We start from the raw sequence: 14,981 nt of genomic DNA, 5'->3' as shown, positions 1-14,981 counted from the left end.
CGAAATCCGGTTTCGGCGGGCCGAGGGCGGGGCGGGGGCCGTGCGACGTCGGCGATCAGTCGCGTGGGGTCAGCGTCAGCAGGGTCGCTTCCGGGGGGCAGGCGAAGCGGACCGGGGTGTAGCGGTTGGTGCCGCAGCCCGCGGAGACGTGGAGGTAGGAGGTGTTCCCCTCCGCCCGGTGCCTGGAGAGGCCCTTGACCCGGTCGGTGTCCAGGTCGCAGTTGGTGACCAGGGCGCCGTAGAAGGGGATGCACAGCTGGCCGCCGTGGGTGTGGCCCGCCAGAATCAGGGGGTAGCCGTCGGCGGTGAAGGCGTCGAGGGCGCGCAGGTAGGGAGCGTGGACGACGGCCAGCGACAGGTCGGCGTCCTTCTCGGGGCCGCCGAGGACCTTGTCGTAGCGGTCCCTCTTGATGTGCGGGTCGTCGAGGCCGGTGAAGGCGATCTCGTAGCCGTCGAGCTTCAGCCGGCCGCGCGTGTTCGTCAGGTCCACCCACCCCGCCGCGTCGAACGCGTCCCGCATTCCTTCCCACGGATTGTGGACGGCGCCGACGGCCGGGGCGTTGCCGTTGAGGCCGTGGCGGCCCTGCGCCTTCTCGAGGAGGTAGCGGGCCGGGTTGCGGAGCTTCGGCCCGTAGTAGTCGTTGGAGCCGAAGACGTAGACGCCGGGGATCTCCAGCAGCGGACCCAGCGCGTCCAGCACCTCCGGGACGCCCTCCGGGTCGGAGAGGTTGTCGCCGGTGTTGACGACGAAGTCCGGGCGCAGTCCGGCCAAGGACTGGAGCCACGCCCTCTTCTTGCGCTGGCCGCTCACCATGTGGATGTCGGAGACCTGGAGCACGCGCAACGGCCGCATCCCGCGCGGCAGCACCGGCACCGTCACCCGTCGCAGCCGGTACGAACGGGCTTCGATGCCCGCGGCGTAGACGAGGCCGGCGGCTCCGGCCGCCGTGATTCCTGCGGTGATCTTCAGGGGGAGCCCGTAGCGTGCGCGCATGGGTCCATCGTCGCAGACCCGTCAGGCGCGGGGCAGCGGTGGGACGTGCGCCCGGGAGGCGCTGCGGATCGGTAGCGCGACGAGCAGGCCCAGCGCGATCCACACGTACGTGTTGCCGCCGAGGAAGCCGTCGATTCCGGACGAGTCCTTGCTCCACAGCCACACGACGCTGCTCGACAGTACGACCGGCAGCGCGACTGCCCAGGTCAGCAGCCTGCGACGGTCCGGGCCTGTGGGTGTGTCCAGGGCCGTCCGGGCGAGCACCGCGAGGGCGGGTACCAGCCAGACCAGGTGGTGCACCCAGGTGACCGGGCTGATCAGGCACGCCAGGATGCCGGTCAGCGCGACCGCGGCGGCGTGGTCACCCGCGGCGGTCGCCCGACGGACCCGTACGAACCACAGAGCGAGCAGCACGAGGACCCCGGCCGCCCAGATGCCGCGGCTCGGTTCGTACGGTTCGACGAACCGGGCGAGCAGTCCCTGCCAGGACTGGTTGGAGACGTACGCGAGGGAGCCGACCCGGTCCGTGTCCCAGAGGGCCTCGGTCCAGTAGACGCGGGAGGTGTCCGGCGCGATCCATGCCGCCAGGCCGGTGGCGCCGAGCGCGACGGCGGTGGCTGTCGCGGCGGCGCGGGGGCGGCCGGTGAGGAGCAGGTGACCGATGAACACGGCGGGGGTGAGCTTGATCGCGGCGGCGAGACCGATGCCGATGCCGGCGTAACGGGAGGCCCGGCCGTCGGCCGGCAGCCGGAGATCCACGAGGACGAGCGCCAGCAGCAGCAGGTTGACCTGACCGAAGCTGATGGTGTCGCGGACCGGTTCGAGGAGCGCGAAGGCGCAGCCGGTGAGCGCCAGGGCGTACCAAGGGGTCCAGCCCTGGCCCCTGATGACCGGCCCGGCGATCAGGCGCAGGATCACGAAGGCAGCTGCGGCATTGAGCAGCAAGGTGACAGCGATGGCGCCGTTCCAGTGGATCAGCGTCATCGGCAGCATGGCCAAGGCGGCGAACGGCGGGTAGGTGAAGCCGTATCGGCTGCCGGGCACCTGGTAGTCGTAGAGAGCGCCGCCGCCCACCCAATGGTGCACGGCCCCGTAGTACACGCCCAGGTCGAACCAGCCGCGGTGCAGCGGCACCGTCGTGAGGAACAGCAGGACGGTGGAGGCCAGCGAGGCGATCAGGACGATCCGTCCGCGGGTGGTCGTCGGCCACCGCCAGGTGGTCTCCGTCGTACCCAGCTGTGTCATGCAGTACTCCCGATCGGTCGGCGCGCGACGCGGTCCGCGCCCCACAGAGCTGTCACCGCGAGCAGGCCGCCCCCGACGGCCGGCCCCAACTGGGCGGCGTCCGGGGTGGATCCACTCGGCAGAACTACGAGGGCGAGGATCGCACTGGCCGCGGTGGCCGTCCGGAGCAGAGATCTGCCTGGCCCGGCCGGCCGCGCTCAGGAACAGTCCCCACAGCAGGTACCAGGGGCGGATCCCGGGGCCCAGGACGGCAACCGCCGTCAGGCTGAGCCCGAGCGCGTGGGACGGCCGCAGCAGATGATGGCGGTGCCGGGCGAGCAGTACGGCGACGGCGGTGGCGGCGAGACCCAGCAGATGCCACGCCAGGCCCGCGAAGCGGGCGAGATCCGCGGGCCTGTAGCCCGCCCGGTCGAGGAGGGCGACGGTCATCCGGCCGAGGGTAGAGGTGAGGGACCAGTTCCCGAGGGAGACAGGGGTGTCCAGCGTCGCGAGCCACCCGTATCCCGTACCCACGACTGCCGTGGTCACCGCTGTGGTCGCCGCGCAGACGCAGACCACGGCCGCCGTCGCCGACAGTCGCGGCGCTCGTGCCCATGCCGTCTGCCGTGCCCACAGCATCACCACGGCGATGAGACCCAGCGCCGCCGGGGCCTTCACCAGGGCCGCCAGGGTGATCAGTACGACCACGGCCACCGGCCTGCGGCCGAGCGCCGCGACCAGTCCGACGCCCAGCAGACCCAGCATGACCACGTCGTTGTGCGCTGAGCTGCGGAAACACCCGCTGGTGGCACTCGACCCGCACGCCTCGGGAACCCGTGCCGACCACTGCTGTCCGCTGTGGAGGGCACGGTCGGGGCACGAGTGAGGCGACCGCCCACAAACCGCGGTCGGCCATCCGGGCGGCCGCGACTCCCTCCGGGACGAGTGAGGACCGGCCACCAAGGCCCGGATCAGACGCCGGACAGCGTCGTCGCTACCGACTGGAACCAGGCGCCGTAGGAGAACGGCTCGGGTGGGCCGACTTCCATGCCGAGTTCGGCGGCTGCCAGGGCGTAGTCCCCCTCGTCCAGGGGGAGGGTGAGCAGTTCGTGGAGTTCGCCGACGAGGCGGGCGACCAGCTGGGAGTCGGTGGCTTCGTAGTCGGCGAGGGCGGCGTCGTGGTCGGGGAACTCGTCGACGATGTCCTGCGAGAACCAGCCGCCGAGCAACTGGGCAGTCTCCGGGAAGCGTGCGTGCCACTCCCAGTGCGTCTGCGGGGCCGACGGTTCCGGGACGTCGCCTTCCTCGATGCTCTTCTTCAGGTGGTCGGCCAGCACCGTCAGCCAGTCGCCGATCTCGGACTGGGGCATCCCGGTGTCCGGGATCGCGTAGAACTCACCCAGGCCGCGCCGGATGCGGCCCGGAGGGTTGCGGCTGTACTCGCGCAGCTGGCGCTCCGCCTCCGCGATGGCGGCGGGACGGGTGTGCCAGGTGTGCCGGAGATACGCGTCCAGCGCGCGGCTGCGCCGCTCCGGGGTGTCGTCGGCCGACTGCCCCAGGTACGCGCGCATCACCTGGTCCAGCTCGCCGTACCGGCGGTCGTGTTCGAGGGGCTTCATGGACATGTGCGTGCGGCCCCTACAGGTAGAACGGAAAGGTCGTGTGGACGACGAAGCCGTGCGGGCTCGACGCCTCCCGCCGCAGCACCACGCGCGCCGCCCGGACGTCGACGGGCCCGCGGCCGGCCAGCAGGTCTCCCTCCAGCTGGACCCGGCCCACGGGCTCCTCCCGCGACGGCCAGGCCGCCTCGATGGTGAGCCGGGGCCGGGTGCCCTGGGCCAGCCAGCGGTGGATGACCTGCTCGTTGGCGGTCACCACCTGCTGGGTCGCCCACTGGGCGGTCTCCCGGTCGGAGTAGGAAGCGGAACGGGTCAGCACGGGGGCATCCTCTCAAAATCACCTGGTCGGCGGCTGGGTCAGTAGTCGGCGAAGTTCCAGAACATGCCGATCTCGGTCTCCGAGACGACGATCAGGCCGTAGTCCTCCGTGTAGACGCTCAGCGGGCTGTACCCCCAGTGCGACGTCGTGAAGTCCAGCGTGCCCGGCACAGGACCGTGCCTGCTGACGTTGGTGTGGTAGGTGGCCTCGTCTCCGTACCGCGCGAGGATCGTGCGCGCCATCGCCCGCAGCTCCTCCTCGCTCTCCGCGAACCGCCGCAGGTTCGACAGGGTGCAGCCGTCGTCCGTGAGGGCCAGCAGCAGGTTCTCGGCGCTGGCCCGGTCGATCGGGTGGAGACGCCGCGCGACGTACTCCGGCGGGTGGACGGCGAACGGGTACGTGGGGGACGCCTCGCGCTCCGGGCTCAGCGCCGTGTCGTCGAGGACCGCCCAGCCCCGCGGGTCCGGCACAGCCCGCGCCATCAGCGGGAGGACGTCGAGGACCCAGTCCTCGTGACGGCGCGGGCCCGTGGCGTCGTACGGGTACGCGTCCTCGAAGAGGTGGCGTACAGCGGCTTCCCAGGAGGTCTGGTCGACGGACATGTGGTGCTGGCCTTCCTCGGCGGGGTGCTAGGACTTCGCGGGCATCGACGTCATGACGGTGAACGGCGGAGTGCGGCCGCTGTCGTACCGGATGCGCGTGTCGATGCCGTTCACGTCGTACGCCTTGGCGCCCATCCCGCCCTCTTTGTACCCGGACGTGGGGTCGTTCGGGTCCACCGGCTGTTTGAACACACTGCGGCCGCTCGTCTCTCCGTTGGGCGCTGTCGAGTAGAACGACTTGACGTCGCCGTCGGCCGCGGGCGGCGGGCCCTGGATCCACGCCTCGATGGCGGCCTTGTTCTGGTTGAGGTTGTACTCGGTCAGCTCCTCCGCCCGTTGGTAGTCGGGGAACGACGAAGCCGCCTTGGGATACGGCTTGCCGTGCGGCCACGCCGCGGTCGGCCCGGCCGTCTGCTGGTCGCGCAGACGCTGCGCCAGCTGCTCGTCGGTCTTGCCGACGTGTCGGTCCAGGGTGTGGCCGTGCTCGAAGTATTCGTTTGCGGCGAGGCTCAGGTCGTACTTCCCGCTGGAGTCCACCTTCAGCCAGACCTGCGACTCCTTGAACTCCTCCAAGGCGCGCATGCCGAAGCCCTGGGCGCGGGCGACGCCGGCCTCGAACTTGGGGGCGCTCAGGTACGCCTCGTCCAGCGGCCCCTTCAACGCCTCCATGCGGGTGGTCAGACCGTCGAGGATGCCGGTGTACGTGTCGACGATGCGGTTCAGCTTGGCCGTGTTGATGTTCAGGACGGTCTTGATGTCGAACGACAGGATGAGGCCCGCGCCCTTGCCGATCACCGACGTGACGGTGCCGAGGAGATTTTTGGGACCCTTGGGCTTCGCCAGGTCTTCGATGACCTCCCTGGCGGCCTGCAACATGGCGCGGTGGAGTTCGTCCTCGACGTCGCGGTTCAGGTCGACGGCCGCCTCGGCGTACTCGCGCAGGATGGTGGCGATGTCGTCGGCCGTGTCCTTCAGTACGGCCAAGACCGGCTGGCTGCCGGTAGGGGTTTGGGGCGTGCCCGGACCGGAGTTGGCCGTCTGGCCCCACTGCTTGCCGTGCCGCGACCGACCCCAGGAGGTCGCGCCCCACAGGGAGCTGCAGAAGGTTCGCATGGCGGCTTCCCACTCCGCCTGCTGGTGATTGGTGATGGCGCCGACGACCTGGGTGAGCTGGTCCGCGCCCTTCGTCGCGGCGATGGAGACGTTCATCCAGCTGTGGCACAGGGAGTTGAGGTAGTGCTGCTGGGGGTACGGGAAGACGTCCGCGACCCGCCCGATCCGGAAGACGTTCCTGCAGAGCGGTTGGAGGACGTCCCGGACGATCTCGGGGATGCCCTCCATGATGCGCCGCTCGATGTCGTCGCTGCCGTCGTCGTCGCCCCACTTGATGAGGGGCATGGGGCCGAAGTCGGGGGCCTTGTCGATGACCGCGGGCCGCGGGCGCTGCTCGGCCGTGACGCCCGGCTTGGGGTTGGCCGCCGCGTCCGCCCTGGTGTAGGCGTTGGCCGTTTCGGTGAACCCGACCGCGACGCCGCCGACGCTGAGTACGGACCGGCCCCAGACCTCCAGCCAGCGGTCGCCGATCTTCTTGTACGCCTGGGCGAACCTCTGGGCCTCGGCACCGGCGCCCCCGGCGTCGGGATACTTGCCCAGCTCCTCCATGAGCCTGTTGGCGGCCCGCACCAGGAGGTCCTGCTGCCCGGCGACCCGGCCGGAGACCGACCACAGGTCGCTCGGCTTGACGTCGATGGTTCCGTTGCCGCCCGGTGACTGTGCGGGGGCGGAGGGGCCGGCCATCAGGCGCAGCCTCCCCAGCCTTCGAGTACGGACCTGTTGGCCGCTGCGTAGTTGAGGTGCCCCTTGACGACGACCTCGTGGAGCCAGGCTTGGGCGGCCTTGAGGTCGTCGGCGGAGCGACTCCACTTGTCCAGTTCGTCGATGAAGGCCTCGCGGGCCTCACCGTCCCAGGTCAGTACGACCTTGGTAGCCCGCCCGTACAGCGTGTCCAGCTTCTCGTTGAGGGAGCGGAGGATCTCCTCCAGATTTCCCGGAAGGCGTTGCAGGGTGGCGAAGTCGACGGTTATCCGGTCTTCGTCCGGCATAGTGCTGATCCCCCGTGGTTCAGACGTTCAGAATGCGGCTCTTCGGCTGGCCGGCGTCCGGCGCGGGCGCAGGGTCGGGCACGGTGAGGACGCGGGCGGCGGCGGACACGTCCTCCCCGTCCTGCATCCGCCGGATCCGGGCCAGCGTGTCGAGCTCCTGCTTGGTGAAGCCGTCGCGCGAGGCGCGCATGGCCGCTTCGAGGAGGATCATCACTTGGCGGATGCGTACGGCGTCCTCGGCGACGCCGGTGTGCAGGGAGCGGTACGCGGTGGGTCCCTGCCAGCCCGCGGCGATCTTGTCGACGACCTCGTCCATGGCGCGAGTCTGCTGGTTCAGATAGCGCTGCATTTCGTCGAGGCCGTTCGCCAGCCTGGTGAGGCCGTCCTCCGAGACGTCCAGATCGGCGTTCCGCATCCTGAGCCCCCGCTCGGCGCACTGTTCGCACGCGTGTCTCCCTGTACGGACGTTCACCCTAAGGGGTGTGACCTCTCGATCGAAGGCGGGGGCTGTGCAGGGCTGGAAAACGACGAAGACCCAGGTCGCTGACCTGGGTCTCCTCTCACGAGCGGGTGACGGGATACGGTGGCTCTGTGGCTCTGTGGCTCCGCTGGGCGGTGGTCCCCTACCTCGTCACCCTTGAGTCCAGGAATACATCATGAATGGCTTCGGGGAAGCGTTCCGTACCGGTCGTGAAGTCGTCGAGAACGTGCCGGTTCTCGAACTGCTCGACGTGCAGTCGGTATAGCGACAGAGCCTTTTCTTCCCCAGAGTTCAACAAGTGTCGTTTTGCTCCCAGGCCTGAAAAATCCTACGGTTATTAGGTCCAATTGTGGACCGTGCGTGCCGATGCTAACGGATCGGATATCCCTGCCGGTAAGGGTCTCCCGTCGGGCCGTACTTAGAGTGAATTAGTGCATTATCGTTGAGGAGTCCGCTGACCTGCGACCTCGCATCCGCACGGGTTAGGAATTCTGGTGTGGCAACGGCGACCTGGATCTCATCGACCCGCCCTTGCTTGGTCACGAACTGCTCCAGCGGCGCACTGCTGGCAGTCCGGTAGCAGCGCAGTGTGTCGGAACGAGGATCGCCGGCCATTCCCCCTGGCCGAACTCCTCCCCTCGGAACACCCGGATGCCCGCCACATGGCGGCTGTCCAGGATCGCCCGCACGTTGAAACTGTTCCATCCCCTACCGAGTGCGGTCAGTTCCTCGCGCCGGTTGAGATCCACGGCTATGGCTGTGGTCGTCCCTCCGTCGAGGTATCGGGAAAAAATCTCGCGCACGATGTCGGCCTCTGCGGCAATGATGGCCGTGCCGCTCTTGTCGTAGCCGTACCGCCGCTTGCCGGTGTGCGGCTTGCCGTCCTGGGCGCGGTCGATCAGAGCATCCTTGAGCCGTCGGGAGGTGCCGTCGCTGGACCTGCAACGTGCGCTACCTCGATGCGCAGAAAGAACCGGTGGTCGTCCGCGATCTGAAGAAGCTCCTCAAGGTCGCGCGGCTGCCTCATCAGTCGGTCCGGGTGGTAGGTGAGGATGTGCCGGATGCCTCCGGACCGTGCGGCATCGAGTAGGGCATCCCACCCCTTCCGCTTCCGGTTGCGCTGCCACGCCGATCGGTTGTTGTCCACGAAGACCATGTGCTGATCGACCGTCACACCGAGACGCTGTGCGATGTCGCGGCAGATACGCTCTCGTCGGTCGACACCGGTTTGATCGTCGTCGTTCACATGCGATATCCGGCAGTAGATCGCCGCCGGTTCCCCTGTCCAGTCGGTACGACTGCGCTTGTCCCGCTGAGACCCGGCAATCCGGGCCAGCCTGCGGAGCCGTTCCGAGTCATTGTTGACCTGCGAATCCTCGTTGACCGGGTCCATGAGAAAAGGCTATGAAGAAGTTATGACAACGCTCAAGTCCAAGCTGCAGGAAGACCTCACCGAGGCGATCAGGGCGCGCGACGAACTGCGCTCCTCGACGCTTCGGCTGACCCTCTCCGCGATCACCAAGGAGGAGGTCTCGGGCAAGACCGCCCGTGAACTCTCCGACGACGAGGTGCAGAAGGTGATCGCCAAGGAGGCGAAGAAGCGCCGCGAGGCCGCCGACGCCTTCGCCCAGGGAGGTCGCGCCGAGCAGGCGGAGCGCGAGAAGGCCGAGGGCGTGCTCCTCGACGCCTACCTGCCGCAGCAGTTGACGGACGACGAGCTGAACCAGATCGTCGGGCAGGCCGTCGAGGAGGCCAGGTCCGCGGGCGCCGAAGGGCCGCGTGCCATGGGCGCCGTCATGAAGATCGTGAACCCGAAGGTGGCGGGCCGTGCCGAGGGCGGCCGGGTCGCCGCCGCCGTGAAGCGGCTGCTCGCCGGCTGAGAGGGCCGCAGCGCCCGCCGTGCGTCGGAGCGCCCGCCATGAGCGCAGGGCGGCCGCCGTGACAGCAGTGGGTGCCCGCCGTAGGGCATGGAGAAGGGGACCCGGTCACCGGGTCCCCTTCTCCGTACTTCACGCGGGCCGTCTACTCACGCGGGCCGTCTACGGCCAGTTGCCGCCGTCACCGCCGCCGTTGCCCTGGCCGCGGTTGCTGCCGCCGCCGATCAGGTCCGGCGGGATGGAGATGCCGGGCCACGGCTCCTGGTCACCGGGCTTGCCGTCGTCCGGCTTGTGCGGGTCCTTCTCCTTGTCCTTGTCCTTGTCCTTCGGGACATCCGGGATGTGCACGCGGACGAAGGGCGGAGCGGGCTCGCCGTCCAGTGCCCCCGTCATCGCGTCCTTCCAGATCGGACCCGGGACCGCGCCACCGAAGACCTTCTCGTGGTACTGGCCGCCGATGGTGATGTACTCCATCTTCACCTGCTGGCTGGCGCTGCCGACCCAGACGGCACCCGACATGTTCGGGGTGTAGCCCACGAACCACGCGTTCTTCCGGAAGTCGGTCGTACCGGTCTTGCCCGCGTTGTCGCGGCTCTGCAGGCCGGCCTGTCGGCCGGTACCGGAGTCGATCACTCCGCGCAGCAGGGTGTTGATCGTGTCGGCGGTCCGCTCGGACATCGCCTTGCTGCACTCGGTCTGCGGCACCTTCAGGCTCTTGCCGTCGGCTGTAGTGATCGACTCGATGGCCGTCGGCGTGCAGTAGGTCCCGCGGTTGGCGAAGGTCGCGTAGGCGTTGGCCATGTTGAGCGGCGAGACACCGGTGGAGCCGAGAGTGAGGGCCGAGGGCAGTTCGGGCATCTTCGTGCCGTTGCCCTGCACCACGCCCAGCTTGCCGGTCATCTCCAGGATCGGGCACATCCCGATCTCACCGATCATCTGCACGAAGTAGGTGTTGACCGACAGCGCCATCGCTTCTTTGAGCGGGTACGGTCCCACCTCGGTCTCGTTCTCGTTCTCCAGGGTCTGTTGTCCGCCGGGGTTGACCCAGGGCTTGCCACTACAGGTGGAGATCGATTCCGGATACGGCATCTTGTACGGCGACGGGTACACCTGCGTCGGCGGCTTGCCCTGTTCCAAGGCGGCGGCTGCCAGGAACGGCTTGAAGGTCGAGCCGACCGGGAAACCGTAGTTCGAACCGCCCATGCCGTGGTTGACGGAGTAGTTGATCTGCGTCTCGTTCTTGCCGAAGCCGTACGGCTTGGACTGGCCCATGGCGACGACCTTGCCCGTCCCGGGCTGAACGAGCGTCACTGCGGTGGCGACCTTGTCCGTTTGGTACACGTGCTGCTTTATCGAGTTCTGCGCCGATTCCTGGGCCTGCGGGTCCAGGGTGGTCCTGATCGTGAGCCCGCCCTGGTTCCAGATCTTGAGCCGGTCCTCCCTGGTCTTGCCGAAGACCGGGTCGGTCAGGAAGACCTGGCGCACGTAGTCGCAGAAGAAGCCGGCGCCGTTGACGGCGGTGATGCAGCCGTTCTTGGGCTTGCTCACCTGCAGCTTGATCGGGCTCGCCTTGGCCTTGTCCGCCTCGGCCTGGGAGATGTCACGGACGTCGGCCATGCGCTGAAGCACGATGTTGCGGCGCTTGGTCGCCTCTTCCGAGTCGTTGACCGGGTCGAAGCGGCTGGGCGACTGGACGATGCCGGCGAGCAGCGCGGCCTCCTCCAATTTCAGGTCCTTCGCCTTCTTGGAGAAGTAACGCTGGGACGCGGCCTCGACGCCGTAGGCCTGCTGACCGAAGAACGTGATGTTGAGGTAGTTCTCGAGGATCTTCTTCTTGCCCAGCTCCTCTTCGACCTGGATCGCGTACTTCAGTTCGCGGATCTTCCGGCCGAGGGTCTGCTGGGTTGCCTGGGCGACCTTGTCGGGGTCGTCGCCGGCCTCCTCCACGAAGACATTCTTCACATACTGCTGGGTGAGCGTCGAGGCGCCTTCGGAGACACCGCCCGACTGCGCGTTCTTGTTCAGCGCGCGCAGCACGCCCTTGAGGTCGATCGCGCCGTGCTCGTAGAAGCGGGCGTCCTCGATCGCGACGATCGCCTTCTGCATGTACGGCGAGATGTCCTCGATCGGCACGACCGTGCGGTCACGGGAGTAGACCGTGGCGATCTGGCCGCCCTCGGAGTCGAGGATCGTGGTGCGCTGACTCAGCGGAGGGGTCTTCAGGTTGGCCGGGATGGTGTCGAATCCCTCGACCGTTCCCTTGGCTGCGAGCCCCAGTGCTCCGGCGGCGGGCAGGGCGATGCCCGCCAGCACCGCTCCGGCGAGCACGCTGACACCGAGGAACTTGGCGGCCTGCTGGGTCCCGGTCAGACCGCCGCCCGAGCGCTTCTTTGGCATGGGGCCAGCCTACGTTCTCATTCGCCGGACACGCGTAAAGGCATTGGCCTAAGCTGCTCACAACTGTCACAGCAGTGCGGTTCTGCATCAAGCACTTGACATGACTTCCGCTGTACCCGAATCCGGCGGAGTTGTGTCCGTCAGTCATGTCCGTATCCGGCACGTGTGATGCACGGTGCCCCTTGTGACCCAGCCGAACTGCCCCGCTATGTCGGCTTTGTTCGTTATGCCCTCAGGTCACTCCCCTGGGTGATCTGCCGCGTACGCATAGTCCGTTCGGGCCATTCAAGATTGGGCCCCAAGGGGGTGTTGCGCTGTGCCCACCTTCCGTAACGTCCTCAACTGGCAGCGGTGAATATGCCGCTGCCGCCGTGGGGGAGCCTCGATTCGGGAGAGGACGGCGCCGGCATGGGCTGGGTAACCGACTGGAGTGCGCAGGCAGCCTGCCGCACTACCGATCCGGATGAACTGTTCGTACAAGGGGCAGCGCAGAACAGGGCCAAGGCGGTGTGCACCGGATGCCCGGTGCGGACCGAGTGCCTGGCGGACGCGCTCGACAACCGCGTCGAGTTCGGCGTCTGGGGCGGAATGACGGAGCGGGAGCGACGCGCATTGCTGCGCAGACGCCCCACCGTCACGTCCTGGCGCAGACTGCTCGAGACCGCACGCACGGAATACGAGCGCAGCGCGGGGATTCTGCCCGTCGCCCTCGACGACGACGAGACCTACGAGGCGTACGCCGCCGTCGGCTAGCTGTCGACTGTCACGCCGGTCACACCGTCGGCTGGCGCTCGGTCGGCTGCGGTCGGCCTTTCGCCTGGTGGTACGGGCCGCGAGCGGCCGTCGCGGAGTCCGCCACGGGCGGCAGAGGCATGGCTTGCCGGCGCACGCCCGGGTGTTCGGCGCGTCCTTCGCAGGGTGCCGACGTACTGAAACTGGTGCGGGCACGCCGGGCCGTCCGGTCATGCCCACACACCGGACCACATGGCGAACCAGATACCTGAAGCCGATCCCGCGCCTGTGTCTCGGCTTCGACGCACCCGCGAGCGATACGCGTGGCCGTGCCGGTCCGTGCGCTCTGCGACTACGCCGCCCCGGCCGCGGCGCGACCTCCCGTGGCGAGGCGGTCGCCGATGGCGCGCAGGCCGGCGAGATCGTGCACATCGCCCGGGAGGGCGGGGACCTCGGCCACCGGCACCTCCGGGTGGAGTGCGGTGAAGCGGTCACGCGTGCGCTGTTCGCGCGCGAGCACCTGCATCCGCTCGGCATGCAGACGCAGCAGGCCGGCAGTCATCTCCTGCGTGGTCTGCGTCCGGGGACTCTTCGACTCTGCGGGTTCTTCGGCGACTTGCGGGTGGGCTTCGGGGGAGTGGCCCGCGGACGGGGATTCGGGAGAGACGGCCGCGGCGTCACGAACACCAGTCTTCCCGTGCCCCTGATCCACAATGCCGCCCTCGTCAAGATTTTCCGCGGCCGCGAGCGCCCGCTCCGCCGACAGCCGGGCGGCGCCGCTTACATGCACCCGGTTGAGGACCAGGCCGGCGAGCGGCATGTCCTCCTCCGCCAGCCGTTCCACGAAGTACGCCGCCTCCCGCAGCGCGTCCCGCTCAGGGGCCGCGACCACCATGAACGCCGTGCCCGGGGCCTGCAGCAGCCGGTACGTCGCGTCCGCCCGCGTGCGGAACCCGCCGAACATCGTGTCCATCGCGGCCACGAACGTCTGCACGTCCCGCAGCAGTTGGCCACCCAGCAGCTTCCCGAGGGTGCCTGTCATCATCGACATGCCGACGTTGAGGAACTTCATCCCCGCCCGGCCGCCCATCTTCGCCGGGGCCATCAGCAGCTTGATGAACTTGCCGTCGAGGAACGACCCCAGGCGCTTGGGCGCGTCGAGGAAATCCAGCGCCGAGCGTGACGGCGGGGTGTCCACGATGATCAGGTCCCACTCGTCGCGCGCCCGCAGCTGTCCCAGCTTCTCCATGGCCATGTACTCCTGCGTGCCGGCGAAACCGGCGGACAGGGACTTGTAGAAGGGGTTCTCCAGGATGGCGCGGGCGCGTTCCCCGTCCGCGTGCGCCTCGACGATCTCGTCGAAGGTCCGCTTCATGTCGAGCATCATGGCGTGCAACTGCCCGCCGCCCTCGATGCCTTCGACCCGGCGCGGGGTGTTGTCGAGCGAGTCGATGCCCATGGACTGCGCGAGCCGCCGGGCCGGGTCGATGGTGAGGACGACCACCTTGCGGCCGCGCTCCGCCGCCCGCACCCCCAGCGCCGCCGCCGTCGTCGTCTTACCGACGCCGCCGGCGCCGCAGCACACGATGATCCGGGTGGCCGGGTCGTCGATGAGGGGGTCGACCTCCAGTCGGGCCGATGAATCCAGGGTCATGAGCCGGCCCCTTGCTTGCGCAGTTCCTTCGCCAGTTGGTAGAGCCCTGCCAGGTCGACTCCCTCGCTCAGCATGGGGAGTTCGTACGCACCCAGCTCCAGGGTGTTGAGCGCCTTGCGCTGCTGGCGCTCCAGCTCCACACGCTGTGCGTGTTCGGCCGCCTGCTCCAGCAGTGGGGTGACGAGCCCCGCGGCGCTGGTGACGCCGGCGGCCTTGAGCGCGTCGGTGACGGCGGCGCGCCGGCCGTTCGCCGCGTCGTGCACGGCCTCCTCGTCGAGGAGGTGCGGCCGGACCATGTTCACGATGGCGTTGCCCACCGGCAGGTCGGCTGCGCGCAGCTCCGCGACACCGTCGGCCGTCTCCTGCACCGGCATCTCCTCCAGCAGGGTGACCAGGTGGACGGCCGTCTCCGGCGACTTGAGGACCCGCATCACCGCCTGCGCCTGATTGTGTATCGGGCCGATCCTGGCCAGGCCCGCCACCTCGTCGTTGACGTTCAGGAAGCGGGTGATGCGGCCGGTGGGCGGCGCGTCCATGACGACGTAGTCGTAGACGTACCGCCCCTGTCTGTCCCGGCGGCGCACCGCCTCGCAGGCCTTGCCGGTCAGCAGCACGTCCCGGACACCCGGAGCGATGGTCGTCGCGAAGTCGATCGCGCCGATCTTCTTCAGGGCGCGGCCCGCACTGCCGAGTTTGTAGAACATCTGGAGGTAGTCGAGGAGTGCGCGCTCGGCATCGATGGCCAGCGCGAACACCTCGCCGCCGCCGGACGCGACGGCGATCTTGCGCTCCTCGTAAGGAAGGGCCTCCGTCTCGAACAGCTGGGCGATGCCCTGCCTGCCCTCGACCTCGACGAGAAGTGTCCGCTTTCCCTCTGTCGCGAGGGCGAGCGCGAGGGCAGCGGCCACCGTGGTCTTACCGGTACCGCCCTTGCCGCTGACGACCTGGAGCCTGCTCACGTATTCGAGCCTAACCAGTCG

Annotated in this window: 15 protein-coding genes; 2 read left to right on the top strand and 13 right to left on the bottom strand. The window is 68.7% G+C overall.

Features of this window, described 5'->3' with window-relative positions:
* Positions 1–55 precede the first annotated feature (55 nt).
* From GLX30_RS16800 to GLX30_RS35255, 10 genes are all read right to left on the bottom strand, one after another.
* Positions 56–994 carry a metallophosphoesterase gene (locus GLX30_RS16800; RefSeq protein WP_159689316.1) on the bottom strand — a complete coding sequence of 313 codons (939 nt, stop codon included), beginning with the start codon at positions 992–994 and terminating at the stop codon, positions 56–58.
* A gap of 21 nt (positions 995–1,015) precedes the next feature.
* Positions 1,016–2,983, bottom strand: a complete 1,968-nt coding sequence (locus GLX30_RS36200; RefSeq protein WP_347879772.1) for a glycosyltransferase 87 family protein — start codon at positions 2,981–2,983, stop codon at positions 1,016–1,018.
* Positions 2,984–3,189: 206 nt separating this feature from the next.
* A complete protein-coding gene (locus GLX30_RS16785; RefSeq protein WP_159689310.1) occupies positions 3,190–3,843 on the bottom strand; it encodes a contact-dependent growth inhibition system immunity protein in 654 nt (217 codons plus the stop codon).
* 13 nt (positions 3,844–3,856) lie between these two features.
* On the bottom strand, positions 3,857–4,156 hold the full coding sequence (locus tag GLX30_RS16780) for an RNase A-like domain-containing protein (protein WP_159689307.1): 300 nt from the start codon (positions 4,154–4,156) through the stop codon (positions 3,857–3,859).
* A 38-nt stretch (positions 4,157–4,194) separates the two neighbouring features.
* Complete coding sequence (locus GLX30_RS16775; protein WP_159689304.1) at positions 4,195–4,758, bottom strand: hypothetical protein; 564 nt, start codon at positions 4,756–4,758, stop codon at positions 4,195–4,197.
* Between the two features lie 27 nt (positions 4,759–4,785).
* Positions 4,786–6,555, bottom strand: a complete 1,770-nt coding sequence (locus GLX30_RS16770; RefSeq protein ID WP_159689301.1) for an RNase A-like domain-containing protein — start codon at positions 6,553–6,555, stop codon at positions 4,786–4,788.
* A complete protein-coding gene (locus GLX30_RS16765) occupies positions 6,555–6,860 on the bottom strand; it encodes a WXG100 family type VII secretion target (RefSeq protein ID WP_159689298.1) in 306 nt (101 codons plus the stop codon). Before GLX30_RS16765 ends, GLX30_RS16770 begins: the two co-directional genes overlap by 1 nt.
* A 19-nt stretch (positions 6,861–6,879) precedes the next feature.
* Complete coding sequence (locus tag GLX30_RS16760) at positions 6,880–7,275, bottom strand: WXG100 family type VII secretion target (protein WP_159689295.1); 396 nt, start codon at positions 7,273–7,275, stop codon at positions 6,880–6,882.
* A 605-nt stretch (positions 7,276–7,880) separates the two neighbouring features.
* The gene (locus GLX30_RS35260) at positions 7,881–8,144 is read right to left on the bottom strand and encodes a recombinase family protein (RefSeq protein WP_244258189.1); all 264 of its coding nucleotides are present in this window, start codon (positions 8,142–8,144) and stop codon (positions 7,881–7,883) included.
* A gap of 95 nt (positions 8,145–8,239) precedes the next feature.
* Complete coding sequence (locus GLX30_RS35255; protein ID WP_244258188.1) at positions 8,240–8,734, bottom strand: recombinase family protein; 495 nt, start codon at positions 8,732–8,734, stop codon at positions 8,240–8,242.
* A 22-nt stretch (positions 8,735–8,756) separates the two neighbouring features.
* On the opposite strand from GLX30_RS35255, the gene GLX30_RS16750 reads away from it, so the two are divergent.
* Complete coding sequence (locus GLX30_RS16750) at positions 8,757–9,221, top strand: GatB/YqeY domain-containing protein (RefSeq protein ID WP_159689292.1); 465 nt, start codon at positions 8,757–8,759, stop codon at positions 9,219–9,221.
* A 159-nt stretch (positions 9,222–9,380) separates the two neighbouring features.
* On the opposite strand, the gene GLX30_RS16745 is transcribed toward GLX30_RS16750, so the two are convergent.
* Positions 9,381–11,615 (bottom strand): transglycosylase domain-containing protein, encoded by a 2,235-nt coding sequence (locus GLX30_RS16745; protein WP_159689289.1) that lies wholly within the window; start codon positions 11,613–11,615, stop codon positions 9,381–9,383.
* A 408-nt stretch (positions 11,616–12,023) separates the two neighbouring features.
* Between GLX30_RS16745 and GLX30_RS16735 the strand changes: the two genes are divergently transcribed.
* The gene (locus GLX30_RS16735) at positions 12,024–12,368 is read left to right on the top strand and encodes a WhiB family transcriptional regulator (protein ID WP_050791514.1); all 345 of its coding nucleotides are present in this window, start codon (positions 12,024–12,026) and stop codon (positions 12,366–12,368) included.
* Positions 12,369–12,699: 331 nt separating this feature from the next.
* On the opposite strand, the gene GLX30_RS16730 is transcribed toward GLX30_RS16735, so the two are convergent.
* Both GLX30_RS16730 and GLX30_RS16725 read right to left on the bottom strand, forming a co-directional pair.
* Positions 12,700–14,001, bottom strand: coding sequence for an ArsA family ATPase (locus GLX30_RS16730; RefSeq protein WP_159689286.1), 1,302 nt, complete (start codon positions 13,999–14,001; stop codon positions 12,700–12,702).
* A complete protein-coding gene (locus GLX30_RS16725) occupies positions 13,998–14,960 on the bottom strand; it encodes an ArsA-related P-loop ATPase (protein WP_159689283.1) in 963 nt (320 codons plus the stop codon). The genes GLX30_RS16730 and GLX30_RS16725 overlap by 4 nt, the downstream gene beginning before the upstream one ends.
* Positions 14,961–14,981: the final 21 nt, after the last annotated feature.

Source organism: Streptomyces sp. Tu 2975, from assembly GCF_009832925.1.
In the GTDB taxonomy this organism is placed as follows: domain Bacteria; phylum Actinomycetota; class Actinomycetes; order Streptomycetales; family Streptomycetaceae; genus Streptomyces.
This window is presented reverse-complemented; position numbering and strand designations above follow the sequence as displayed.